This is a genomic window from Pedococcus sp. 5OH_020 (assembly GCF_027812955.1).
Classification (GTDB): domain Bacteria; phylum Actinomycetota; class Actinomycetes; order Actinomycetales; family Dermatophilaceae; genus Pedococcus.
In genome coordinates, this window is sequence record NZ_JAPYZV010000002.1 from 141,854 (window position 1) to 165,985 (window position 24,132).

Sequence of the window (24,132 nt, forward strand, 5' to 3'; positions counted from 1 at the left end):
CGTCACCACGGTCCGTACGGGCCCATGTGCGAACCTCGACCGCCGTGCCCGCTGACCTGCTGCAGCGCCGGACGGACGTCGGCGAGGTAGATGCCGGCCGCCACAATGGCGATGATGCCGACGGAGAACAGGGTCGTCGAGTTCGCCACCGAGATGAAGCCGAACAGCGCCCCCACGCCCGTGACGAGCGTCCAGAACTTCTTGGTGCGCTTGCCTGCCGCGACGAACGCGTCCGGCCGGTGCCGCAGAGCGTCGACGAGGGCGAACACCTCCGCGGCGAAGGCGGCGAGGCTGAGCAGCAGGATGACGATCCCCTGTGCCGAGCCCAGAACGTTGAACATGGGGGACAGCCTACGGGTCAGACGTCCACGACTAGGGTGAATGGGCCGTCATTGACGAGGCTCACCTCCATCATGGCGCCGAACCGACCCGTGGCCACCTCCACACCGCGCGCACGCAGCGCCGTCACCAGCGCGTCCACCACAGGTTCCGCCACGGTCCCGGGTGCCGCCGCGCTCCAGGACGGGCGCCTGCCCTTGCGGGTGTCCGCGTACAGGGTGAACTGGCTGACGACGAGCACTGGCGCGCCATCGTCCCGCACCGAACGCTCGTCGCGCAGGATGCGCAGCTCGCTGATCTTGCGGGCCATGGCGTCGACCTCGGCCGGGCCGTCGCCATGCGTGACGCCGACCAGGGCCAGAAGGCCGGGCCGGTCGATCCTCCCGACGGTCTCGCCCTCGGCGACGACGGAGGCGCGCGTCACCCGCTGCAGGACGGCGCGCACGGCTCCTCAGACGTTGACGGCCACGATGGCACCGACCGGCTCGCCGTGTCCCAGCACCGGCGAGCACTCCAGCTGGGCCAGTCCCGACGACTCCACGCCGAGCCGGCGCAGGACGGCCGCGAGGATCACCGGTTTCGCCCGCGGGTAGCCGTCTGCCACCTTCAGCGCGATGCCACGGCCGTCGGCGAGCCCCACCGCGTACACCGACTCGGCGCCGTCCTTGGCGATGAGGCCCGGCGTGGACCGCACGAGGACTGTCACGTCCCGGCCCGTCCCGCCGAGGTACTCCGGGTTCGCGCGGATGGCATCGGCGACCTGCGCCTCCTGGGTGCCCGCCGGCGCAGAAGCGATCGTGCCGAACGCACGCGCCAGCCCCGCGAGCGTCACGGCCATCACGGGCGCCCCGCAGCCATCGACCGCGGTCGCGGCGATCTGGTCGCCGGTGAGCTCCTCGAGGGTGGCCGCGATGGCCTGCTGGAGCGGATGCGAGGGATCACGGTACGTCGCGACGTCCCAGCCGTTGACCACACAGGTGGCCAGCATGGCCGCATGCTTGCCTGAGCAGTTCTGCGTGATCGGCAGCCGGGTGCCGCCCGCGCGGATCACCGCCTCCCGGGACGCTTCGTCGACCGGGTAGTCGGGCGTGTTCTGCAGAGCCTCCTCACCGAGCCCGCAGGACGCGAGCATCTCGCGCACGGCTGCCACGTGGAAGCCCTCCCCGGAGTGGCTCGCCGAAGCCAGTGCCAGATGGGCAGGCGGCATGCGCAGGCCAGCGCGGACCATCGCCAGGGTCTGCACCGGCTTGTTGGACGAGCGCGGGAAGATGGGGTCGTCGACCGAGCCCAGCGCCAGGCTCGACGTGCCGTCCGGCCCCGTCACGACGACCGAGGCCCGATGCGCCGACTCCACGAAGCCACCACGCACGTAGTGCGCGAGGACCGGGGCCTGCTCGAGGACTGCCGCGGTGTCGGTCGTGGGCGTGCTCACCCGCCCGAGCCTATCCACGGGCGACGACGAGGGCGCGGCGGTGGGTAGTCCGACGGCCCTCCTCGCAGAAGCGAGAAGGGCCGCCGGACGCTGGGTGGACGCGGGTGCCGGCCTGGGTCAGTCGCCGACCTTCTTCGCGGCAGCCGTGCTGGCGCTCTTCGTCGCCGTAGCAGTCTTGCGGGCGCCGGTGGTGGTGCGCTTGGTGGCCGTCTTCGTGGCGGCGGCCGACTTGCGGGCGGTGGTCGTGGTGCGCTTGGCGGCGGTACGCGTGCGGGCGGCGGACTGCTTCAGCGCCACGGCCGCCTCGGCCGTCTCCTCGACCAGCGAGCCGCCAATCGTGTCGGTGGCGGCCGTAGCCTCACGACGACCGGTGGTGAGGGTGGCCTTGGCGGAGCGCTGGAGCTCGCTGGCGGACTTGCGCACAGTGGTGACTGCGCCCTTGCCGAGGGCGACGGTGGTCTCGGCCTGCGAGATCAGGTCCTTGGTGGACTTCTGCGTGCGTACCCGCTTCACCAGCTTCTCGCCACGGGCGGCGACGGACTCGTACGTCTCCTGTGCCCTGCCGGCGAGCTCGAGGCTGCGGTTGAGAGCCAGCCCAGGAAGCTCCTGAGCCTGTCCGGCGACTGCGGCCACCCGGGCCTGCGCCTTGTTCTGCAGGGACGTCGGGTTGAGCTCCTGGCGAGCGGCGGTGGCGCGAACTCGCGCGTCCCGCACCTTCTCGACGGCCAGGTCGGTCAGGCCGACGGCGGCGAACACGGGGGTGGTGTCGGTGACGGTCTTGCGGATGTCGGCAACGAGTGCCATGTCAGTCTCCTTGGTTGCGAGGGGCTTTGGTGGTCGTGGTGGACTTGCTGGACGAGCGCCTGCGTGCCTTCGCCTCGGAGCGCTTGGTCCCCGAGCCGACGAAGGAGTCGTAGACGTCGAGCAGCGTGGCTTTCTGGCGGTCCGTGAGACGCGGGTCGGCGGCGATGGCGGCCCGGGTGTCGGGCGCCTCCGCCTCGTGGCCGTGCCGCTCGTCCAGGATCCCCGCCCGCACGTACAGGGACTCCGAGGAGACCTCGAGCCCCTTCGCGAGCTGCTGCAGGATCTCGGCGCTGGGCTTCTTGAGCCCGCGCTCGATCTGCGACAGGTAGGGGTTCGAGATGCCGGCCAGCTCGGAGAGCTGACGCAGCGACAACCGGGCCGACTGACGCTGCTCGCGCAGGTAGTCGCCCAGGCTGTTGCCGCTCAGCGGCCCCAACGGAATCCGGCTCACCGGACCATGATGCTTGCTGCAGTTAGCAGAATGCAAACTGAGGGCAGCGTGTCTCCCCTCACACCCACTCTCCCGAGGCAGCAACCGACAGCCGACCTGAGGCGTCGACACCCGCCAGTCAGCTGCGGCGGTGGCCTCGGTCCTTGACTCCGAGCAGGGTGCGGGCCTCCTCCGTCGACAGCGCTGGGCGCTGCATCACCTCGGCCAGGTGCGCCGCGCGGGCGACCAGCTCGCGGTTGTGGGTGACCGGGACCCCGCGGGCGAACACGATGTTGTCCTCCATGCCGACGCGAAGGTGTCCCCCCGACGCGAGCGCCGCGGCCGCAATGGGCAGGTGTGCCCGCCCGATGCCCGTCGCCGACCACGACGTCACCTCGGTGGGCAGCATTGCGACCGCCGCCAGCAGCGCTGCCGGTGTGCCCGGCATACCCCCGGGTACGCCGGTCACGAAGTCGACGTGGACCTTGCCGCCATAGGGCAGCCCATGCGCGTCCAGGAGCCTTGCGAGCGAGGCGACGTGGCCGAGGTCGAACAGCTCGAACTCCGGTACGACCTCCCGCTCCTGCGCCTGCCGGTACAGGTCCGACATGAAGCCGTAGGGGTTGAGGAAGACGTCGGCCCCGAAGTTGGTCGTGCCACACGTCAGCGAGCACGAGTCCGGCTTGGCGTCGAGCACGGTGAGCCGCTGCTCGAGCGGGTCGTGGACGCTTCCACCAGTGGACAGCTGGACCACGAGAGAGGTCTGCTCGCGTAGCGCCTGCACCGCGGCACGCAGGAAGCCCTGGTCCAGCGTGGGCTGGTGCGAGGCGTCCCGGAGGTGCAGATGGATCATCGAGGCGCCGGCAGCCTCGCACGATACGGCCGTCTCGACGAGCTCCTCCAACGTGGTGGGAAGCTGCGGAAACCCTGCCTTCGACAGCTCCGCTCCGGTGGGGGCGACGGTGATCAGGGTGCCGGCTGGGGAGGGCATGGCGTCATCATGGCAGTGCCCCGCTTCTTCGGGCCGGCAGTGCCGAGTCCAGCGGGCTCCGGGGGCGGGAGAGGTTGTGTGGGAGACTGTGGGCGCCTCAACGCAAGCCTGAGCTGACCGGAACCCCTGCGGCGGGTCCGGCGAGAGTGAAAGCGGGACCGTGGATCTTCACGACTACTACAGGGTGATCCGCAAGCGGTGGCGGACGATCACCGCCGTCACGCTCGCGATGGTCGCCATGGCCGCCCTGCTGACGCTATGGAGCCCCAAGACCTACCAGGCGCGGACCCAGCTGTTCGTGTCGACCTCGGGAGGGTCGGACTCCACCCAGCTGCTGCAGGGCAACACCTTCACCCAGCAGCGGGTCAAGTCGTATGCCGACCTCATCACCACGCCGGCCGTTCTGGGGCCGGTCGTCAAGGAGCTTGGCCTCGCGATCACGGCCGACCAGCTTGGCACCAAGATCACGGCCACCGTGCCCCTGGACACGGTGCTCATCGACGTCCTGGTGACCGATGCCGACCCGCAGCAGGCGGCCAAGATCGCCGGCGCGGTCGGTAAGCAGTTCTCCACCAGCATCCTCGACCTCGAGCGGGTGTCGGAGAACTCCCCGAGCCCCGTGAAGGTATCCGTCGTACGGCCCCCGTCCGTCCCCACCTCTCCCATCAGCCCCAACCCGGTGCGTAACGTCGGCCTGGGCCTGGTCCTCGGGCTGGTGCTGGGGCTCGGTGTAGCGCTGCTGCGCGACACCTTCGACACGTCGATCAAGAGCGAGCGGGACGTCAAGGAGGCGACGGACGAGACGGTGATCGGTGGGATCACCTTCGACCCCGAGGGCCCCAAGCAGCCGCTCATCGTCCAGTCCGACCCGCACGGACCGCGGGCCGAGGCGTTCCGCGCCTTGCGCACCAACCTCCAGTTCGTGGACGCGGCCAACCACCAGCGGTCGATCGTGTTCACCTCTTCCGTACCAGGGGAGGGGAAGACGACCACGACGGCCAACCTCGCGATCAGCATGGCCGCCGCCGGCGCCCGGGTCTGCGTCATCGAAGGGGACCTGCGCCGCCCCCGACTGCTGGACTACATGGGCATGGAGGGCTCGGTCGGGCTCACCAACGTGCTCATCGGCCAGGCGGAGCTGATCGACGTGCTGCAGCCGTTCGGCGACACCGGCATCCAGGTTCTCGGCGCCGGCCAGATCCCACCCAACCCGAGCGAGCTGCTCGGCTCCGAGACGATGTCTCGCACGATCCGCCGCCTCGAGGAGATGTTCGACTACGTCATCATCGACGCGCCCCCCGTCCTGCCGGTGACGGACGCGACTGTCCTGAGCACCATCACCGGAGGCGTCGTCGTGGTGGCAGGGTGCGGTGTGGTGGACAAGGAGCAGCTGGCGAGGGCGCTCGCCTCCCTCACCGCAGTGAACGGGAACGTCCTCGGTGTGGTGGTGAACCGCATCCCGACGCGCGGTGCGAACGCGGAGAGCTACTACTACGGCGAGGGCTACGCGCCACTGTCATCGGACCGGGGTCGCAAGGAGCGAACCCGCGAGCGGCACAGCGCCACGGTCTGACCCGGCGAGCGCCACAGCACCACGGTGCGACCCCGCCAGGCACCCACACGACGCGGCGGGGACCGCCACCCGCGCTACCGGGCTATCTCGCCGGAACGGCGACGAGCCTCAAGCAGCGACCACGGTCTCGCCTCACGGGGCGACCACGGTCTCCTGGCTGGCACTGATGCCGCTGACGGACAGCGTCACCTCCACCGGGGTGTTCCGCTTCACCAGGGCCAGTCCGACAGGCCCGTCCTGGAAGTGGCGAGCCACCGACGTCAGGTGACCGACCTGCCGGTCCCCCAGCAGCACCGGGGCGCCGCGGTCGGGCAGGGTGTGGCCCGAGCCGTCGAGGTGCAGAAACACGAGCCGTCGTGGCGGCCTGCCCAGGTTGTGCACCCGGGCGATCGTCTCCTGGCCGCGGTAGCACCCCTTGTGCAGATGTACGGCGGTGCGTAGCCAGTCGACCTCGTGCGCGATGGTGCGGTGGTCTGTCTCGAAGCCGAGCCGCGGGCGCCACGTCGCGACGCGCAGCGCCTCGCTGGCCCAGGTCCCGGCGAGGTCGCGGTCCCCCACGGTCGCGTCCAGCTCTCGCCGAGGGACGAGCACCTCCCGCCACCGGCGGTCGTGGCCGGGGTGACCCGCCACGGCACCATACGCCGCGGTGTCCCCGACGAGATCCGGCCACGGGTCGCGCCAGGCGAGCGGCTCACCCTCGCGCGACTCGGCAGCGGAAGGCTCGCCGACCACGGCCCAGTCAGCCGTCACGTCGGCCACCTCCACCCGGAGCATGAACCGCATGGAGTCCAGCCAGGCCACCAGCGTCACGGCCTCTCCCGGCTCAGTGGTCACCCAGGTCGTCGCCCCGTCGTCGACCAGGTGGAGGTCGTGCTCGATGTGGCCCTTGGGGCTGAGGATGAGGGCCTCCCGCGACTGGCGAGGAGCCAGCCCGGTAAGGAGCTGGCTGGTGACCGAGTGCAGCCACGAGAGACGGTCGGGTCCACTCACCGTGACCACGCCCCGGTGCGAAAGGTCCACGACCGCGAGCCCCTCACAGACCAGCCGCTGCTCTCGGAGCGGGTCGCCGTAGTGGGCCGCCACGCCGGCGTCGGGCCCCTCTCCCTCGACGGCGCCGTGACGTGCCAGGAGGGGTGAACGGGGGGCACCCGTGGGCGCCGCGGCGGGGAGCTCTATCGCGTCGCGCATGTGCTGCACTGTCCGTGGACTGCCATGTGGGTCACGTCAGCAACAAAGCCGTTCACGGCCAGAACATTCCCGGCGAAGTCCGCGGCGAGCTCCCTGCGGCACTCCTCGACCCGGCCGCAGGAGCGGCAGACGAGGTGGATGTGGTCGGCGTGGTCGGCGAGGTGGTAGCTGGGAGCCCGGTGGTCCAGGTGGGTGTGGCCGACGACCTCGAGGGACTCCAGGGCCTCCAGAGCCCGGTAGACCGTTGACGGTGCCAGGGCGGGACCACCGTCGGCCGCGACCAGCGCGACCACGTCGTCGGGCGTCGCGTGGCCCAGCCGAGTCACAGCATCGAGCACCCGCTGCCGCTGTGGGGTCATCCGCCGACCCTGGGCGCGCAGCCGCTCACCGACGTTCTGCACCCCTCCACTGTACGGAGTGCGCCGTCCGGCCGTGGACGCCCACCTACACTGTGCGGGTGCTCGACCAATTTGAAGACACCCGGACCGGCCCTGCGCCTCGCCGACGCTCGCGGGTTCGACGTGTCCTGGCCGTCCTCGTGGCGCTCGTGCTGCTCGTGGTCGTGGGAGGCGCCGCGGCGTACCTGCTGTTCCTCAACCACACCGTCACCTCGAACGTCAAGCACGCGGCACTGCTGCCGACTCCAGAGCAGGGCGGTGGCGGCGGCGCTGCCGCGCCGACCAAGAAGCCGGGCGCCGAGAAGGCCCAGAACCTGCTGTTCATCGGCTCCGACGCTCGGGCCGGGCTGGCCGGCGCGAGGTCCGACGTCATCGTGCTGATGCACGTCGCGTCGGACCGCAAGACCGTGACCCTGGTGCACTTCCCTCGTGACCTCTACGTCAGCGTGCCCGGTCACGGCAAGGACAAGATCAACGCCGCCTTCGCGTACGGCGGCTCTCCCCTGCTGGTGCAGACGCTCCAGAACCTCGTCGGCGTCCCCGTGGACCATGTCTGCCTCGTCGGGTTCGAGGGGTTCAAGAACATGACGGATGCTGTCGGGGGGGTGAACGTGTACGTCGAGGAGCCCAGCTCGGGAGCCAACTACACGTTCAGCAAGGGCTACCAGCACATGGACGGTGCCGAGGCGCTCGCCTTCGTGCGGGAGCGGAAGGACCTCAGCGAAGGCGACATCTCGCGGGGTCGGCGCCAGCAGGCCTTCATCAAGGCCCTGATGCTCAAGTCACTGAGCCGGGACGTTCTCACCAACCCGATCCGGCTTGCCGAGTTCGTGGACGCGGGCACGAAGAACCTCACCGTCGACGACGACTTCTCAGTGGCCGAGATGCGTCGTGAGGCGCTGTCGCTGCGAAACCTGCGCGGCAAGGACGTCGCTTTCGTGACGGCGCCGTTCAGCGGTTTCGGGACCGCTCCCAACGGTGGGTCGATCGACGTGGTGGACGAGACCGGGATGCGCCAGCTCGGAGAGGCCCTGCAGAACGACGAGCTGTCGACGTACTCGGACGCCACCCACACGCCGTGACCTCAGGAGGCCTTCTTCCAGTCCGCGAGCCCGGCGCCGGAGTGGTACGTCGAGTCGCCGATCAGCAGCCATCCGGCATCCTTGACGACGGCCAGAGCCACGGTGCCGGGCTTCACCTTCGCCGGTTCCACGAGCACGCAGCCGAGGGCTGAGTCCGGCTTGGCCGCGTCGACCACGGCCAGACCGGTGCAGGAACCGGCCGCTGGCAGGGCGAGAAGGCTGCGGCCAGTGCTGTCGAGCGCCAGGGAGAGGGCTCCCGGGACGGTGGCCGAGGCCTTCCACGACGCCCCGCTCCTGCTGACCATGACGCGTCCGTCATGGCAGAGGGCTCCGGCGCCACTGTCGACGACGGCCAGGTCGATGACGTCGTCCTTGCCGCACGGCCTGCCGCTGTCGCCACCGGGGAGCCCGACGTCCGTGCTGGTGCGCGGGTCGCGATACCAGACGTCGCCGACGGGCTGGCTGTCGCCGAAGTCGCCGTCGTACGAGTCGGCCTGACGGATCGACGGCACGCAGCCTCCGGACGAGTCCGCGCCCACCAGGAAGGCGGAGGAGTCCGGACGGACCCGCACCCGGACGATGGCGTCGTACGGCGCCGGGCGTTTCGCCCACGTCCTGCCACCGTTGCGGCTCAGGCTGAGCTGGGCACCACCCTTGCAGGACCCGGTGCTCCACCGGAGCGCCGTGTCGGCATCCACCACCGTCAGACCGACCTGGAGTGGAACCACCGCAAGCGACCCGCTCGAGGGGCTCTTGGACGGGTCCGTCGACCGTGAGACGGCGACGGGCGCCGAGGTCCCAGCGCCGATCGTGGTGCCACCCCCTTCGACGGGGTTCCTCGTGCTCTTGACGGCGAAGCCGACCAGCAGCACGTCGACCACGAGAAAGGCGGCTAGAGCCAGGACGCCGGCGCGTTCGCTGACCCGCGGCATCAGCTTCTCCCCAAGGCGCGGGTCACGGCGGGCAGGGACCTCATGATCTGTGCGGACATCCTGTCGAAGACGTCGGGTCCCCGGCCGTACGGGTCGACGATGTCGGCCTCTTCGTCTGAGAGGGGTGCGCGCGCCCCCCGTTGGGCGGCCGCCAGCGCCACGACGCGCACGACGTGGTCGCGAGCGGACTCCCCGGGGACGCTCAGGCGCTCCGGCGGGACGCCGGACACCAGCTCGGCGAACTCGCGGAAGGCGAACACATAGCGCAGGGCCTTGGGATGGAGCATGGCGACCTTGCCACGGTGTGCCCGGGTGGCCGTCAGCACGAGATCCGCCTCGGCGACCGACGCGGCGGTGAGGTGCCGCGCGACGAAGCGGTCAGCGGCATAGCCCTGACCCTCCAGAAGGACGCGGGCCTGCTCCTCCATCGGGTGCCCGGCCAGGGCCCCTGTTCCTGCGCTGCTCACCTCGACAGCGCCCACCCCCCAGGAGCGCTCGAGGTCCGTCTGGAGCGCTCTCTCGAGGAACGGTGAGCGGCACACGTTGCCGGTGCAGACCGTGAGGATCCGCGCAGGGGTCATCCCAGGACCCTCAGGCCACACGCTTGAGCTCGGCGGAGACGTGACTCTGCAGCGACTGACCCACGGCGGCCATGTCCATGGCCCACAGGAGGTTCGAGTTGACCAAGCCGTAGAGACGCGTCCCGGCGTTGTACTCCTTGGCGTGCGGGCTCCGCAGCACCCCGTCCGTACGGAGCTCCACCTTCGCGGGCTCCGCCTTGCCGAAGTAGAGCTCGACGATGCCGGTGGGGTGGGTCAGCAGCAGCTCGACCTCACCACCCTCCACAGGCCTCCAGAACCCGAGCTCGGTGGCCAGGGGCCGCACCTTCTGTCCCGCGTCGTCCAACAGCCAGGTGCGGCTGTGCCACTCGAGGAAGGGCCTGCCGTCATGGCTCACCTCGACCTCCTGCCCGAAGTGCGCCGACTCGATCGTCGGGTAGCCGACGACGCCGGCACCCTCCCAGCGACCGATGAGCCACGCCAGCGGCGCCAGCTCTCGGGGCAGGTCCGAGTCGAGGGTGAACTGCATCAGCGGGGGGTCCTCACAAGGCGGTACACGACGAACCCGGCGAACCAGGTGACGGCAAGAGCCGTGAGGGCCAGCAGGGTGATGTAGAAAGCGTGCACGGCCAGATCGTAGCCTGTGGCACATGAGCGACCCCGGAGCCCGGCTGGTGGTGAAGTGCACGAGCGGCGCAGAGGCCGCCGAACGGCTCAACCAGGCCCTCACGGTCGCCGCGACGGCGGCGGCGAGCGGCGCGGACGTCAGCCTCTGGCTGACCGGCGAGGCGACGTGGATTGCGGTCCCCGGTCGCGCGGAGGCGGTGGAGCTGCCGCATTCCGCCCCGCTGGGCGATCTGCGGGACGCCGTCCTCGCCGCGGGTCACGTCACGGTCTGCGGGCAGTGCGCGGCGCGACGGGAGCTCACCGAAGCCGACCTCGTGCCCGGCGTGGTGATCCGCGGCGCGGCAGCATTCGTCGAGGAGGTCCTGGCCGAGGGCGCCCGAGCACTCGTCTACTGACAGCTGCCGCCGGCGCAGGTCAGGCCACGCAGGCCAGGCCACGCAGGCCAGGCCACGCAGGCCAGGCCACGCAGGCCAGGCCACGCAGGTCAGGCCACGCGGGTCAGGCCACGAAGTAGCGCACGACGAGGTAGGCCACCACACCCACCAGCATCGAGGACGCCGCGGCCACTGCGAGCTGCGCGCGAGGCATGACCGTGGCGGGTAGCACCACGAGGATCCGCCGCACGGCATGCGACACGGCTGCCGTCAACAGCCCCAGGAGGGCTGCGGGAGCAGTTCGAGGATGGTGCGCCACGAGGGCGACGGTCAGCGCGGCGGCCCCGCCGAGCAGCATCGCCACGAAGAGGGCCCACGGGCGCAGTCGTCCGATCCCGACCAGCGGGTCCGCCAGGGCGCCAACGCCCAGCCCCGCCATGGCGGCCGCAAGGGCATGGTCGCCGCCGTGCACGTGCGGGATCGCGGCGAGGGCGATGCCGGCCGAGATGATGGCCAAGCCGGAGGTGCTGGCGGCGACCGACTCAGTGAGGCGAGGGCGGCCGTCCCGCCGCATGAGCTGGTGCAGGAAGGCCACCACGACAGCAACCGCCATGCCGGCAGGGAGCCAGCGCAGGTAGGGGTCGTCCCGGGTGAGCAGCACCGCCGCGGCCATGAACAGCGTGCCGGCAGCGAGGACCCCCGTCGTGGCGCGAGCGCTGGGCAGGCCCAGCAGCACGGGCCAGCCCCAGGCCAGTACGAACCCGCCGAGAGCGACTGCCACGACGACGAGCTCGGGACTGGCGTAACCGGTCAGTGCCACCAGCGCGGCGTACGCCGTCGTCCCCACCATGGTGAGCGGGCGGGGGGTCAGTGCTCGTCGAGGCAGCGTGCGCACGCCGGGCGGGGTGGCCCGGCGATGCCGGCGAGTCGTCGGGAGGGAGCCGGTGGGCACCTGGTCGGGGACGTCGGGCACAGTGCGCATCCTCGCATCAGCCACCGGCAAAGGGCGGCAGCACCTCCACGACCGCCCCCCTGGCCAGTGGCGAGTCGCCACGGGCCACCCGACCGTCGAGCAGCAGGGTGCTCACCGTGACGACAGTCGCAAGCGACGGGTGAAGAGCGACTACCGCCTGTACGGCGTCCCCTACGGTCGTGCAGCCGGCGACCTCGTCCTGGTCCACCCCGGCAGCCGCTCGGGCTCCCGCCCAGTAGCGCACTGCGACGACCGGCCGGTCGGTGTCCTGCGGCATTTCGGCTGCTCCCATGGTGGGACAAGGGTCTCATCATGTGTTCGCCCCGTCGTGCGGGCCCCTAGCGCCGTATCCTTCACAGGCATGGCCCGTCTCCTCCTGCTGACCAACGCGCTGGCCCCCAGCGCCGAGGTCCTGCCGGCGCTCGGCCTCCTGACCCACCACGTCCGGGTGATCCCCGCCGAACCGACCGCCCTGGTCGACGCGCCGGCGTGCGACGCGGTGCTGCTCGATGCTCGGCGCGACCTCGCCGTGGCCCGGTCGCTGTGCCGGGTGCTGCGTGCCACCGGCATGTCGGTCCCTCTGGTCGCCATCCTCACTGAAGGCGGCCTGGCCGGCATCACGACTGAGTGGGGGGTGGACGAGGTCCTGCTCGAGTCGGCCGGTCCTGCGGAGGTCGAGGCCAGGCTCCGTCTCGCCGCCGGGCGGCTGCAGGAGCTGCAGGAGCCCGAGGACCTCCAGATCACCTCCGGCGACGTGACCATCGACGAGGCCACCTACTCGGCGCGCGTCCGCGGTCGGCTCCTCGACCTCACGTACAAGGAGTTCGAGCTGCTCAAGTACCTGGCGCAGCACCCCGGCAGGGTGTTCACGCGGGCTCAGCTGCTCCAGGAGGTGTGGGGCTACGACTACTACGGCGGCACCCGGACGGTCGACGTCCATGTCCGCCGCCTGCGCGCCAAGCTGGGCTCCGAGCACGAGGTCCTCATCGGTACGGTGCGCAACGTCGGCTACCGGTTCGTGCCCTCGGACGACATCCCGGCAGGCACCTGACGCTCGCCGGGCCCGTGAGATCTCCCCGAACGGCTGTCCCGTACGGGGTAGAGGCGCCCCTCCCGCTCGGGAGGGGCGCCTCTTGCCGTGCGTGGGCCGGGGCCGGGTTCAGTTCTTGGTGATCCGGGTCAGCGGTGCGGGACTGTACGGCGAGTGGCCCTCCAGGTAGCTCGCGAAGGCGTCGATGTCCAGACCGCCGATGTACTTCCCGGCGCCCTGGGTGAAGGCCGGGAAGCCGTCCCCGCCGTCGGCGAGGAAGTTGTTGGTCACGACGCGGTAGGACTGGCTGTCGACCAGCGGTGCCCCGTTGAGGGTCACCTCGCCCAGGGTGCCGTTGGTGTAGGTGTAGGCGAAGCCCTGCGAGACCTGCAGGATCTTGGAGCTCGTCACGGTGTTGGGCGACGCGATGCTCCCACCACCCCACTGCTCGCGCAGCAGCTCCTTGATCTGGGCGCCGGTCATGGTCAGGGACACGAGGTAGTTGTTGAACGGCTGCACGGTGAAGGCCTCCTCGAAGGTCACCGCCCCAGACGCCTCGCCCCACGACGAGGACGCGACCGTCAGGTCCGCCCGGATGCCGCCGGGGTTCATGAAGGCGATCGTGGGCGTCTGGCCGCCGGTCACCACCGAGGGGTCCGCCAGCTGGGCGTCCGCGATGAGGTCGCCCAGGGGCGACTCGCCGCCTGCGTTCGTGCTGCGCGTGATGTCGGACGTGATCGTGCCGAGGACCCGGCTCGCGATGGGCGCGATCAGGGTCTTGTAGGTGCCGATGAGCTCGGTCTGCGCGGTGTCCTTCGGGACATCACGGGTGACGACCATGTTGGCCGCGTCCACCGACGTGCGGACGACGTCCTGGGTGCGCCGGTCGTACGTCAGGTTCGTCTCCGTGAAGAGGCGGCCGAACGAGCTGGCCGAGGTCACCAGACGGGGCTGTCCCGCCGGGTCGGGGATGTTGCAGACATACGGCTGGTGGGTGTGGCCGGAGATGATCATGTCGATCTGCGGCGACAGCCGCTTCGCGATGGAGATCACCGGGCTGGCGCTCTCGTCCGGGTTGAGGCCACCGCCCGCCTGGCACGCGGAGTCGTAGCGGTTCTCCAGGCCTGAGGCCGGCTTGGTGTTCGGCCCACCGGCGTAGCTGGCGGTGCGCAGCGGCGTGGCGCCCTGGTGGAGCAGGACGACGATCGCCTTGACGCCCTGGGCCTCAAGGGTGGGAACCAGGTCGTTGGCGGTCTGCACCTCGTCGGTGAACTCCAGCCCCTCGACGCCGGACTTCGTGACGATGTTGGGCGTGTCCTTCAGCGTCATGCCGATGAAGCCGATCTTGGCACCCTTGAAGTTCTTGACCCACGTCGCGGGCAGGATCGTCTGACCGGTGGCCTTGTACCGGACGTTGGCCGCGAGGATCGGGAAGTCGGCGCCTGAGAAGCTCTTGCCGCCCGGGCAGGAGTCCTGGTTGTTGGCGCCGGTGCCGTCGGGCAGGCAGCCGCCGTCGGCGAGCCGCTGGAGCTCCTTGTACCCCTCGTCGAACTCATGGTTCCCCACCGCCGTCACGTCGAGACCGAGCTCGTTCATCGACTCGATCGTCGGCTCGTCGTGGAACGCTGCCGAAAGCAGTGGCGAGGCGCCCACGATGTCGCCCGCGGCAACCGTCAGCGAGTACGGGTGGCCCTTGCGAGCCTCCGCCAGATGCGTGGCGAGGTACTCCGCGCCGCCCGCGTTCACCTGGTCCGCTGGGACCACCGAGTAGGTCGTCCTGCCGTTGGTGGTCGTCGCCTGCTCCTTGTAGCGGTCCGACAGGAGCACCCGTCCGCTCGAGCCGCCCGGCGGCTCAAGGTTGCCGTGGAAGTCGTTGAAGGACAGGAGCTGGATGTCCATGGTGGGACCGACGGGTGCCGCCGAGGTGGGGCCGCCGGCCACGGCGGTGCCGGCGGCAGCCAGCGCGGCCACCGCGACGATGCCGGACAGCCGCCGTGTGGAGAGAGAGGTCATGTGTGAGTCCTTGTGCGGAAGGGGCTCCGGCGGTAGCCGGACCACCGCACGCTAACCGTGGATGCCCCCGAGCGGAAGATGCGTGGTGCAATGCTCACCGTGCCTCATCCCGTGATCCGTCCCGAAGCCGCCCTGACCGAGCATGAGCGGCTTCAGGTCCGGGACGTGCACGTCCGCGCGCTGGAGGTCGACGGCGTGAGCCCGCTGTCGGAGCAGTCTCTGCTGTCGCTGGACTCGCCCCCGGGTCGGGTGCGGCACTTCCTGTCGTATGCCGGGTCGCGGCTGGTCGGGTACGCGCAGCTCGACGACGCCGGCTCCACCGCTGCCTCCGGCGAGCTGGTGGTCGACCCAAGCTCACGGCGCCGCGGCGTCGGCCGGGGCCTGCTGGAGGCGGTCCTTGGCGCTGCCCCCGAGGCGCGGGTGTGGTCCCACGGCCATCTGGTGGGTGCGCAGGTCCTCGCCCGGAGCGCCGGGCTGAGCCCCGTGCGTGACCTGCACAAGATGGCCCGGCCGCTCTCCCGTGCCGACACCGAGGCGTCCGCCACCGCGCTGCCCCCTGGCTTCAGCGCCCGGCCCTTCGAGCCGGGGCGGGACGAGGCTGCCTGGCTCAGCGCGAACGCAGCGGCGTTCTCCCATCACCCGGAGCAGGGCCGCCTGACCGTGGCGGACCTCCAGGAGCGGATGGGGCAGCCGTGGTTCGACCCGTCGGGCCTCATCCTCGTCGAGGCCGGCGAGCACCCCGGGAAGGTGGCCGCGTTCCACTGGACGAAGGTCGACCCGGCCCAGCGCTCGACGCTCGACGCGAGCGCCACGGCCGGTGAGGTCTACGTCGTCGGCGTGCACCCGGCATACCAGGGGCGGGGCCTCGGCAGGCCCGTCACGGCGCTGGGCCTGGCCCATCTGGCCGGCCTCGGGCTGCCCGAGGTGGTGCTCTACGTCGACGGTGACAACGAGGCGGCTATGCGCACCTACACGCGCCTGGGATTCCGCAGCATCATGGTGGATGTGATGTATTCGCGCACCGGTGACCGACCCCTGTCAGGATGACCGCATGAGCGTCACGACCCGCAGCACCGAGGACGCCGAAACCCTCGACCCCGACCTCCCCGAGCAGGAGGTCTCCATCGCGAGCGCGCAGCCTCGCGCCTCCAACGGTCGCTTCATGCGGGTGGTCCACCCCGCAACGGGGCCGGACGACAGCGGCCTGCCGGTCGACCGGTTCCTCGACCGGGAGATCTCGTGGCTGCAGTTCAACGAGCGGGTCCTGCAGCTGGCGGCGGACGACTCGGTCCCGCTGCTCGAGCGGGCCAGGTTCCTGGCCATCTTCACGTCGAACCTCGACGAGTTCTTCATGGTGCGCGTCGCCGGGCTCAAGCGCCGCATCGCCACCGGCCTGGCCGTGCGGTCCGCCTCGGGGCTGGAGCCGAGGGAGGTGCTCGAGCAGATCTCGCTCGTGGCCCACGAGCTGCAGTCGATGCAGTCGGTCGTCTACAAGCAGAAGGTGCAGCCGGCCCTGGAGGCCGAGGGCGTCTCGATCGTCCGATGGGACGAGCTGAGCGACGCCGAGCGTGAGCGGCACTCCGAGCTCTTCACCGACCGGGTCTTCCCCGTCCTGACGCCCCTTGCGGTGGACCCGGCCCACCCCTTCCCGTACATCTCGGGCCTGTCGCTCAACCTGGCCGTCGTCCTGGTCAACCCCAAGAGCGGCAAGGAGCACTTCGCCAGGGTGAAGGTGCCGCCCCTGCTGCCGCGGCTGCTGCACATCGGGCCGGAGACCGGCGACCCGGCGACGACCGACCTGTCCAGCACGCGCTTCGTCCCGCTCGAGGACGTCATGGCCGCCCACCTGGACATGCTGTTCCCGGGCATGGAGGTCCAGGAGCACTTCACCTTCCGGGTGACCCGCAACGAGGACCTCGAGGTCGAGGAGGACGACGCGGAGAACCTCCTCACCGCCCTGGAGAAGGAGCTCACCCGCCGCCGGTTCGGCCCCCCGGTGCGGCTCGAGGTCGACGAGGCGATGGACGACCACGTCCTGGACATGCTGGTGCGCGAGCTGGGAGTCAGCGACAGCGAGGTCTACCGGCTGCCCGCTCCGCTGGACCTGCGCGGCCTGAACCTCGTGGCGGACCTGGAGCGGTCCGACCTGAAGTTCGAACCCTTCCGCGGACAGTCGCACCCTGACCTCGCCCCGGCCGAGAGCGCCAAGGCCGCCGACATCCTGTCCGTCGTCCGGGACAAGGACGTGCTGCTGCAACACCCCTACGACTCGTTCTCCACCTCGGTGCAGGCCTTCATCGAGCAGGCGGCGGCGGACCCGCACGTTCTGGCCATCAAACAGACGCTCTACCGCACCAGCGGCGACTCGCCCATCATCGACGCCCTCATCGACGCTGCCGAAGCGGGCAAGCAGGTCCTGGCGATCGTGGAGATCAAGGCCCGCTTCGACGAGCAGAACAACATCTCCTGGGCACGCAAGCTCGAGCACGCCGGGGTGCACGTCGTCTACGGGATCGTGGGGCTCAAGACGCACGCCAAGCTGTGCATGGTGGTCCGTGAGGAGAACGACGGGACGCTGCGCCGGTACTGCCACATCGGGACGGGCAACTACAACGGCAAGACGGCGAGGCTCTACGAGGACTTCGGGCTCCTCACCTCCGACCCGCAGGTAGGTGACGACCTGGCGCGGCTGTTCAACCAGCTGTCCGGGTTCGCGCCGCGCAGCAAGTTCAAGCGGCTGCTGGTCGCGCCACGCTCGGTACGCAGCGGCCTCGTCGAGCGCATCGACGCGGAGATCGAGCATGCCAAGGCGGGCCGGGAGGCCCTCGTGCAGATCAAGGTCAACTCGATCGTCGACGAGCAGCTCATCGACGCCCTCTACCGGGCCTCGCGGGCCGGCGTCCACGTCGACATCTGGGTGAGGGGGATCTGCGCGCTCCGGCCCGGCGTCGAAGGGCTGTCCGAGAACGTCGAGGTGCACTCGATCCTGGGCCGCTTCCTGGAGCACTCCCGCGTGTTCTTCTTCGGTGGCGGTGGTGAGCCCGAGGTCTACATCGGAAGCGCCGACATGATGCACCGGAACCTGGACCGGCGGGTGGAGGCGCTGGTGCGCCTGGCCGACCCCCGGCACATCGCGGACCTGCAGGCCCTGCTGGCGCGCGGGATGAGCGCCGACTTCGCGCACTGGCGGCTCGGCAGTGACGGCCGCTGGACCCGGGTGAGCCTGGACGCGGAGGGTCAGCCGCTGGCGGACCTCCAGAGCGCGCTCATCGACCTGCACACCAAGCGCCGCCGCAAGGCACGCCGGCGTTGACCGCGCCGATCCCGGCCGCGGGCACGGTCGCGTGGCGCCGCCGGCGTGGTGAGCTTCAGGTCGCCCTGGTGCACCGCCCCAAGTACGACGACTGGTCCTGGGCCAAAGGGAAGCTCGATCCCGGGGAGCTGTGGCCCGTCGCGGCGGTTCGCGAGACGCTCGAGGAGACGTCCCTCAAGGTTCTGCTGGGGCGGCCACTGCCGCCGGCGACATACACCGTCCTGGACGCCACCGGTGAGCCTGCCACCAAAGAGGTCCGCTACTGGGCTGCCGAGGCCACCAAGCGGGCAGGGCCCCTCACCAACGAGATCGACGAGGTGCGCTGGCTCGACGTGGCTGCGGCCCACGACCGGCTCGACTACGCCCGCGACCGGGACCAGCTCCGTTCGCTGGTCCGTGCCGACAAGGCCGGCACGCTGACGACCTGGCCCCTGGTAGTCGTCCGGCACGCGCAGGCGGTCGGCCGGAGCCACTGGCGGGGAGACGACCCCGAACGCCCCCTGTCGCGCAGCGGCGCCGAGAGGGCTGCGGCAATCGTCCCACTGCTCATGGCCTACGGCATCAAGCGGCTGGTCACCTCACCGTCCGCACGGTGCCGGGACACCCTCAAGCCGTATGGCGATGCGCGTGGCGCTGCACTGCGGACCAAGCAGGGGCTCAGCGAGGAGGGGTACGACCTCGACCCCAAGCAGTCGACCCGCCACCTGGCCCGGTTGCTCGAGCGGGGCACGCCGGCGGCGCTGTGTACGCACGGGCCGGTGCTCCCCGCGCTGCTCGAGTCGCTGTGCGAGCTGGTGGCCCAGCGCGAGCCGGAGGCCGGCCAGGTGGTTGCAACGCTGGCCGCTGCCGCCGAAGAGAAGATGGTCAAGGGCGAAGTGCTCGTGGCCCACGTCAACGGGACCGGCGAGGCCGCCCGGGTCGTGGCCGTAGAGCGTCATCTGCCGTGACCTGACCCGCTGCTGACCTCCCGTTCACACGGTGCACTCCCGCGGGTCGGTGCGACGGCCTTCAATGTCTCGCTGGTGTTCACCCGCCGTTCACCCGTGACGGACCGCGGCGTCACCCTCCCTGCCTACCTTCACAGTCGTCGGGCAGCCAGCCCGCCCCTGGTTTCCCCTGTGGAGAGGTTCCAACACCGTGAAGATCCAGCGTCTCGGCCAGCTGGCCAGCGTGGCACTGGTCGGCTCCCTCGCGCTCGCCGCGTGCGGCTCCGACAACAACAACGCCTCGGGTGGCGGGGCGTCGAGCGGTTCTGGGGGCTCGAGCAGCAGCTCGGGTGCCGGTGGCTCCGGCGCCGCCGAGTGCGGCTCGGGCACCCTGAACGCCGAAGGCTCCTCCGCGCAGAAGAACGCCATCGAGGAGGCCATCTCGACCTTCCAGGACGAGTGCTCCGGTGCGACGGTGAACTACAACCCCACCGGTTCCGGCGCGGGCATCAAGCAGTTCATCGCAGGTCAGGTCGACTTCGCGGGCTCCGACTCCGCGTTGAAGACGGTGGAGAAGGACGGGGTGGTGGAGGCCGACGCCGCGGCCAAGTACTGCGGCTCCCCCGCCTGGAACCTGCCCATGGTGACGGGACCCATCGCCATCGCCTTCAACGTCAAGGGTGTCGACAGGCTGGTCCTGACCCCGCAGGTGGCGGCCGGCATCTTCAGCGGCAAGGTGACCACCTGGAACGACCCGTCGATCGCCAAGATCAACTCCGGTGTCAGCCTGCCTGCGGAGCCCATCAAGGTCTTCTTCCGTTCCGACGAGTCGGGCACCACGGAGAACTTCACGAAGTACCTCAAGGCCGCCGCGCCGTCCGCCTGGACCGCTGAGCCGGGCAAGAAGTGGACCGGTAAGGGCGAGGGCAAGCCCAAGTCCGACGGCGTCGCGGGAGCCGTCAAGTCGACAGAAGGTGGCATCACGTACGCCGAGTGGTCCTACGCCAAGGACAACTCCTTGGGCATCGCCCAGATCGACAACGGCGCCGGTCCTGTGGAGCTCACAGGCGAGGCGGTGGGCAAGGCCGTCTCCGCCGCCAAGGCCGACGGGCAGGGACACGACCTTCGCCTCAAGCTCGACTACGCGACCAAGGAGGCCGGGGCCTACCCGATCCTGCTGGTCACCTACGAGATCGTCTGCTCCAAGAGCAAGGACGCCGGCAAGGCGGCGCTGACGAAGGCCTTCCTCAAGCACTTCGCCTCTGCCGAGACCCAGAAGTCGCTCGAGGACATCGGCTACGCGCCGCTGCCCGACGAGGTGCGGACCAAGGTGGACGCGGCGATCGCCGCCCTGTCCTGACGGCACAGTCAGCACGGGTATGCCGGGTGGCTGAGACAGCCACCCGGCATACCGCACGCTTTCCCCCCGCAGACCCTGCGCCCGACCGACCGATAGGTGTGACGTGGCCACAGTGACCGGAGTCTCCGTCGCCGACGAGGTGCCGGGACCGCCTGAGCGGTCCCCGCTCAGCGCGGACGGCGCGGGCACCCGCCGGCTCGGCGACCGGCTGTTCGGAGGGGCCGCCCAGGGCGCCGGGATCCTCGTGATCGCCCTCGTCACGCTGGTGGGGCTGTTCCTGCTGTGGCAGGCGGTCCCCGCGCTCGCCCGCAACGAGGCCGGCTTCCTGACGTCTCGCGAGTGGACCGTGAGCGGCGACCATCCCCGGTTCGGGATCGTCGAGCTTCTCTGGACGACCGTGGTGTCCTCGCTGATCGCCATGGCGATCGCAGTCCCGGTCGGCGTGGCCGTGGCGCTCTTCATCACCCAGTACGCCCCCCGCTGGCTGGCCAAGCCGGCGGCGAACCTCGTGGACCTGCTCGCGGCCGTGCCGTCGATCATCTACGGGCTGTGGGGCCTTCGGACGTTCGGTCCCAAGTATGAGCCGGTCCAGACGTTCCTCCAGGACAAGCTCGGCGCCTTCCCGCTGCTGTCGAAGACCAGCGTGAGCGGCAGCGGCACCGTCATGTTCATCGGGATCGTCCTCGCCATCATGGTGCTGCCCATCGTCACCGCACTGTCGCGTGAGGTGTTCGCCCAGACGCCGGTCGCCCACAAGGAGGGCGCCCTCGCGCTGGGGGCCACCCGGTGGGAGATGATCCGCACCGCAGTGCTGCCGTTCGGGCGACCGGGCGTCATCTCGGCCTCCATGCTTGCCCTGGGCCGCGCGCTGGGCGAGACCATCGCGGTGACGATCATCGTGTCGACCTTGGCCGACCAGACGGTGTGGTCGTGGTCCCTGTTCAACGGCGGCGAGACGTTCGCGTCCAGGATCGCCAACAATGCGCAGGAGTTCGACAGCCCGCAGAAGGCCGGAGCCTTCATCGCGGCGGGGCTCGTGCTCTTCATCCTCACGTTCATCGTCAACGCGGTCGCCCGCATCGTGATCGAGCGTCGGAAGGCCTTCTCCGAATGAGTGCCGCTGACACGGCCGCACGCGCGCCCAGCGCACCTTCGGGCGGGCAGTCCTCTTCCGGCCGTCCCGCAGGTGGACGCCCAGCGGAGCCGCCGCCGGCTCTGGGCCACCCCGCCCGCGTCCGCGAGGCACGGGACCTGCTCGCCAGCGTGGTCATGTGGGCCGCGTTCGCGCTGGCCCTCATCCCGCTGGTGTGGATCCTGTGGACGGTCGTGTCCAAGGGGTACCACCTGCTGTCGGAGGGGCAGTGGTGGACCAACTCCCAGAAGGGCATCACCTCCCGGCGCGAAGGTGGCGGTGCCGTGCACGCCATCCAGGGCACGCTGGTCCAGGGCCTGACGACGGCGCTGATCTCGGTGCCGATCGGCGTCATGACCGCGATCTACCTGGTCGAGTACGGTCGTGGTCGCCTCGCGAAGGCCGTCTCGTTCATGGTCGACATCCTCACCGGGATCCCGTCGATCGTGGCGGGCTTGTTCGTGTATGCGGTGTGGGTGACGACCTTCCACTTCCAGCGGGTGGGTTTCGCCGTGTGTCTCTCCCTGGTCCTGCTGATGATCCCGGTCATCGTGCGCTCCACCGAGGAGATGCTCAAGCTCGTGCCCAACGAGCTCCGCGAGGCGTCGTATGCCCTGGGCGTCCCGAAGTGGAAGACGATCTTCAAGATCGTCCTCCCGACGGCGTTCTCGGGCATCGTCACCGGCATCCTGCTGGGTCTGGCGCGGGTGATGGGCGAGACCGCGCCGCTGCTGATTCTGGGCCCGTACTCCAAGTCCATCGCGACCGACCTCTTCAGCGGGTACATGGCCACCTTGCCGACCATGATCAACCAGGACCGCACCGAGAGCCTGCAGCCCGCAGTGGACCGCGTCTGGGCCGCAGCGCTAACGCTGATCCTGCTCGTGCTGCTGCTCAACGTCGCCGGACGGCTGGTCGCACGCTTCGGCTCCGTGAAGAAGTAAGCCCTCCCCACCACTGGTCCCACCACCGAACCACCCCGAAACCACCACCGGAACCCCTGCGGCGCACCCGCCGTGACCCGCTCCAGAAGGACGACGACCATGGCGAAGCGAATCGACGTCAGTGACCTGAACGTCTACTACGGCGCCTTCAAGGCGGTCGAGGGCGTGACCATGACCGTCGAGCCCCGTTCGGTGACCGCCTTCATCGGGCCGTCCGGCTGCGGCAAGTCGACGTTCCTGCGCACGCTGAACCGAATGCACGAGGTCATCCCCGGTGGGCGCGTCGAGGGGAAGGTCATGCTCGACGACCAGGACCTCTACGCGTCGGGGGTGGACCCCGTGGCGGTGCGCCGCACCGTCGGCATGGTGTTCCAGCGCCCGAACCCGTTCCCGACCATGTCGATCTACGACAACGTCGCGGCAGGGCTGAAGCTCAACGGGCTCAAGGGGAAGAAGAAGCTCGACGACGTCGTGGAGAAGTCGCTCAAGGGCGCCAATCTCTGGAACGAGGTCAAGGACCGGCTGAACAAGCCCGGAGCCGGCCTCTCCGGTGGCCAGCAGCAACGACTGTGCATCGCACGGGCCATCGCGGTCGAACCGCAGGTGCTCCTCATGGACGAGCCCTGCTCGGCACTCGACCCGATCTCCACCCTGGCCATCGAGGACCTGATCGGTGAGCTCAAGAGCAAGTACACGATCGTCATCGTGACGCACAACATGCAGCAGGCGGCTCGGGTCTCGGACCGGACTGCGTTCTTCAACCTGGCGGCGACGGGGAAGCCCGGGCAGCTGGTCGAGGTCGACGACACCCAGCGAATCTTCAACAACCCGAGCGTCAAGGCCACCGAGGACTACATCTCCGGCCGCTTCGGCTGACACGCCGCCCCCGGCTCTCCGCCCTTCGCCCGCCGCCCCGCTGCGGCTGACACGCCGCCCCCCGGCCCTCCGCCCACCGCGCCGCCGCCCCGCTGCGGCTGACCCCCCGACTTTGTATGCGGTTCGCCGCCGACAGCCGCCAAGATCGCCCCAAGATTGGGCATTCCGCATACAAAGTCGCGGCTGGGCGAGCCGGGCGGAGTGTCCACAGGGGCCGGCCTGTCGGCCTGCTGCTCCCCGGTACGCCTCCTCCAAAGTCGACTCGCCGGACTCGGCCCACCACCGTCTGGTTCATGCCGCCTCACGGTCTGCCACCACCTACGACGGCCTACCCGTGACCTCCGTGGCCAGGACGGTGGTCGACTGCCTTCGGTCGCTTCGTCCCGGAGATGCGGTGGCCATAGCGGATGCCGCTCTGCGACGCGGTCTTACCTGCGCGCTGGAGATCGAGGACGCCATGGACGTCGAGCATCGCTGGCCGGGTGTGAGCCGGCACGTTTGTGGGCTGGGTGGACTTCTTGTGGCACGACGCAGCGGTCGTCGGAGAGGCAGACGGGGCGGGCAAGTACCTCGGCGACTTCGACCCCGGCCGGCGACTGGTCTCCTGAGGCAGTGGCACGGCGGGTACAGGAGGCCGGCGTACGGGAAAGCCGCCTCCGCGAGCTCGGTTTCGGGGTCGTCCGGTGGGAGCCCGAGGAGGTGGTGCGGCGACCGGCAGACGTAGCGCAACGCTTTCACGCGGCGCGCCGGCGCGTGGACCCGTCCCAGGTGCGGGCTCTGCTCCGCTACGACGGCCAGGCCACCACCACATTGTATGCGGCGAGCCGCGCGTGAC

General features: G+C 70.2%; 26 protein-coding genes. 12 read left to right on the forward strand and 14 right to left on the reverse strand.

The features are described from left to right. Window positions 1-2 precede the first annotated feature (2 nt). The 6 genes from PHA84_RS04175 to PHA84_RS04200 form a co-directional block, all read right to left on the reverse strand. A complete protein-coding gene (locus PHA84_RS04175) occupies window positions 3-341 on the reverse strand; it encodes a DUF2516 family protein (protein WP_270886839.1) in 339 nt (112 codons plus the stop codon). 17 nt (window positions 342-358) lie between these two features. Then, window positions 359-784, reverse strand: a complete 426-nt coding sequence (gene dtd / locus PHA84_RS04180; protein WP_270886840.1) for a D-aminoacyl-tRNA deacylase — start codon at window positions 782-784, stop codon at window positions 359-361. A gap of 6 nt (window positions 785-790) precedes the next feature. Beyond that, entirely contained in the window at window positions 791-1,771 is a 981-nt protein-coding gene (locus tag PHA84_RS04185) for an asparaginase (RefSeq protein ID WP_270886841.1), read from the reverse strand. A 117-nt stretch (window positions 1,772-1,888) separates the two neighbouring features. Then, entirely contained in the window at window positions 1,889-2,575 is a 687-nt protein-coding gene (locus PHA84_RS04190; protein WP_270886842.1) for a hypothetical protein, read from the reverse strand. A 1-nt stretch (window position 2,576) separates the two neighbouring features. After that, complete coding sequence (locus tag PHA84_RS04195; RefSeq protein WP_270886843.1) at window positions 2,577-3,026, reverse strand: helix-turn-helix domain-containing protein; 450 nt, start codon at window positions 3,024-3,026, stop codon at window positions 2,577-2,579. A 118-nt stretch (window positions 3,027-3,144) separates the two neighbouring features. After that, window positions 3,145-3,996, reverse strand: a complete 852-nt coding sequence (locus PHA84_RS04200) for a 3-keto-5-aminohexanoate cleavage protein (protein ID WP_270886844.1) — start codon at window positions 3,994-3,996, stop codon at window positions 3,145-3,147. A gap of 160 nt (window positions 3,997-4,156) precedes the next feature. Here PHA84_RS04200 and PHA84_RS04205 point away from each other — a divergent pair, with 160 nt between their 5' ends. Further along, on the forward strand, window positions 4,157-5,569 hold the full coding sequence (locus tag PHA84_RS04205; protein ID WP_270886845.1) for a polysaccharide biosynthesis tyrosine autokinase: 1,413 nt from the start codon (window positions 4,157-4,159) through the stop codon (window positions 5,567-5,569). A 132-nt stretch (window positions 5,570-5,701) separates the two neighbouring features. Here PHA84_RS04205 and ygfZ read toward each other — a convergent pair whose 3' ends face one another. Both ygfZ and PHA84_RS04215 read right to left on the reverse strand, forming a co-directional pair. Continuing rightward, window positions 5,702-6,757 (reverse strand): CAF17-like 4Fe-4S cluster assembly/insertion protein YgfZ, encoded by a 1,056-nt coding sequence (gene ygfZ, locus PHA84_RS04210; RefSeq protein WP_270886846.1) that lies wholly within the window; start codon window positions 6,755-6,757, stop codon window positions 5,702-5,704. Then, on the reverse strand, window positions 6,742-7,158 hold the full coding sequence (locus tag PHA84_RS04215) for a Fur family transcriptional regulator (RefSeq protein WP_270886847.1): 417 nt from the start codon (window positions 7,156-7,158) through the stop codon (window positions 6,742-6,744). Before PHA84_RS04215 ends, ygfZ begins: the two co-directional genes overlap by 16 nt. 56 nt (window positions 7,159-7,214) lie before the next feature. Here PHA84_RS04215 and PHA84_RS04220 point away from each other — a divergent pair, with 56 nt between their 5' ends. Then, the gene (locus PHA84_RS04220; RefSeq protein WP_270886848.1) at window positions 7,215-8,237 is read left to right on the forward strand and encodes an LCP family protein; all 1,023 of its coding nucleotides are present in this window, start codon (window positions 7,215-7,217) and stop codon (window positions 8,235-8,237) included. Between the two features lie 2 nt (window positions 8,238-8,239). Here the strand turns inward: PHA84_RS04220 and PHA84_RS04225 are convergent, their stop codons facing one another. The 3 genes from PHA84_RS04225 to PHA84_RS04235 are packed head-to-tail and all read right to left on the reverse strand — an operon-like array spanning window position 8,240 to window position 10,258. After that, window positions 8,240-9,169 (reverse strand): hypothetical protein, encoded by a 930-nt coding sequence (locus tag PHA84_RS04225; protein ID WP_270886849.1) that lies wholly within the window; start codon window positions 9,167-9,169, stop codon window positions 8,240-8,242. Next, window positions 9,169-9,750 carry an arsenate reductase/protein-tyrosine-phosphatase family protein gene (locus PHA84_RS04230; protein WP_270886850.1) on the reverse strand — a complete coding sequence of 194 codons (582 nt, stop codon included), beginning with the start codon at window positions 9,748-9,750 and terminating at the stop codon, window positions 9,169-9,171. Before PHA84_RS04230 ends, PHA84_RS04225 begins: the two co-directional genes overlap by 1 nt. A gap of 10 nt (window positions 9,751-9,760) precedes the next feature. Beyond that, a complete protein-coding gene (locus PHA84_RS04235; protein WP_270886851.1) occupies window positions 9,761-10,258 on the reverse strand; it encodes an FABP family protein in 498 nt (165 codons plus the stop codon). A gap of 121 nt (window positions 10,259-10,379) precedes the next feature. Here PHA84_RS04235 and PHA84_RS04240 point away from each other — a divergent pair, with 121 nt between their 5' ends. After that, on the forward strand, window positions 10,380-10,751 hold the full coding sequence (locus tag PHA84_RS04240; RefSeq protein WP_270886852.1) for a DsrE family protein: 372 nt from the start codon (window positions 10,380-10,382) through the stop codon (window positions 10,749-10,751). A 103-nt stretch (window positions 10,752-10,854) separates the two neighbouring features. Here the strand turns inward: PHA84_RS04240 and PHA84_RS04245 are convergent, their stop codons facing one another. Further along, entirely contained in the window at window positions 10,855-11,703 is an 849-nt protein-coding gene (locus tag PHA84_RS04245) for a hypothetical protein (RefSeq protein ID WP_270886853.1), read from the reverse strand. Window positions 11,704-11,719: 16 nt separating this feature from the next. Beyond that, the gene (locus PHA84_RS04250; RefSeq protein ID WP_270886854.1) at window positions 11,720-11,995 is read right to left on the reverse strand and encodes a MoaD/ThiS family protein; all 276 of its coding nucleotides are present in this window, start codon (window positions 11,993-11,995) and stop codon (window positions 11,720-11,722) included. Between the two features lie 69 nt (window positions 11,996-12,064). Here PHA84_RS04250 and PHA84_RS04255 point away from each other — a divergent pair, with 69 nt between their 5' ends. After that, the gene (locus PHA84_RS04255) at window positions 12,065-12,754 is read left to right on the forward strand and encodes a winged helix-turn-helix transcriptional regulator (RefSeq protein ID WP_270886855.1); all 690 of its coding nucleotides are present in this window, start codon (window positions 12,065-12,067) and stop codon (window positions 12,752-12,754) included. Between the two features lie 108 nt (window positions 12,755-12,862). On the opposite strand, the gene PHA84_RS04260 is transcribed toward PHA84_RS04255, so the two are convergent. Further along, window positions 12,863-14,746 (reverse strand): bifunctional metallophosphatase/5'-nucleotidase, encoded by a 1,884-nt coding sequence (locus tag PHA84_RS04260; RefSeq protein ID WP_270886856.1) that lies wholly within the window; start codon window positions 14,744-14,746, stop codon window positions 12,863-12,865. Window positions 14,747-14,836: 90 nt separating this feature from the next. Between PHA84_RS04260 and mshD the strand changes: the two genes are divergently transcribed. The 8 genes from mshD to PHA84_RS04300 all read left to right on the forward strand — a co-directional run bounded on the left by mshD (window position 14,837) and on the right by PHA84_RS04300 (window position 24,131). After that, on the forward strand, window positions 14,837-15,793 hold the full coding sequence (gene mshD, locus PHA84_RS04265) for a mycothiol synthase (protein WP_270886857.1): 957 nt from the start codon (window positions 14,837-14,839) through the stop codon (window positions 15,791-15,793). A gap of 4 nt (window positions 15,794-15,797) precedes the next feature. After that, window positions 15,798-18,059, forward strand: coding sequence for an RNA degradosome polyphosphate kinase (locus PHA84_RS04270; protein ID WP_270886858.1), 2,262 nt, complete (start codon window positions 15,798-15,800; stop codon window positions 18,057-18,059). Further along, a complete protein-coding gene (locus PHA84_RS04275) occupies window positions 18,056-19,006 on the forward strand; it encodes an NUDIX hydrolase (protein ID WP_270886859.1) in 951 nt (316 codons plus the stop codon). Before PHA84_RS04270 ends, PHA84_RS04275 begins: the two co-directional genes overlap by 4 nt. Window positions 19,007-19,196: 190 nt before the next feature. Continuing rightward, complete coding sequence (pstS, locus tag PHA84_RS04280; RefSeq protein ID WP_270886860.1) at window positions 19,197-20,345, forward strand: phosphate ABC transporter substrate-binding protein PstS; 1,149 nt, start codon at window positions 19,197-19,199, stop codon at window positions 20,343-20,345. A gap of 103 nt (window positions 20,346-20,448) precedes the next feature. Then, a complete protein-coding gene (gene pstC / locus PHA84_RS04285) occupies window positions 20,449-21,459 on the forward strand; it encodes a phosphate ABC transporter permease subunit PstC (RefSeq protein ID WP_270886861.1) in 1,011 nt (336 codons plus the stop codon). After that, a complete protein-coding gene (gene pstA, locus PHA84_RS04290) occupies window positions 21,456-22,421 on the forward strand; it encodes a phosphate ABC transporter permease PstA (protein ID WP_270886862.1) in 966 nt (321 codons plus the stop codon). Before pstC ends, pstA begins: the two co-directional genes overlap by 4 nt. 99 nt (window positions 22,422-22,520) lie before the next feature. After that, a complete protein-coding gene (pstB, locus tag PHA84_RS04295; protein ID WP_270886863.1) occupies window positions 22,521-23,297 on the forward strand; it encodes a phosphate ABC transporter ATP-binding protein PstB in 777 nt (258 codons plus the stop codon). A gap of 612 nt (window positions 23,298-23,909) precedes the next feature. Then, entirely contained in the window at window positions 23,910-24,131 is a 222-nt protein-coding gene (locus PHA84_RS04300; RefSeq protein WP_270886864.1) for a hypothetical protein, read from the forward strand. Window position 24,132 lies beyond the last annotated feature (1 nt).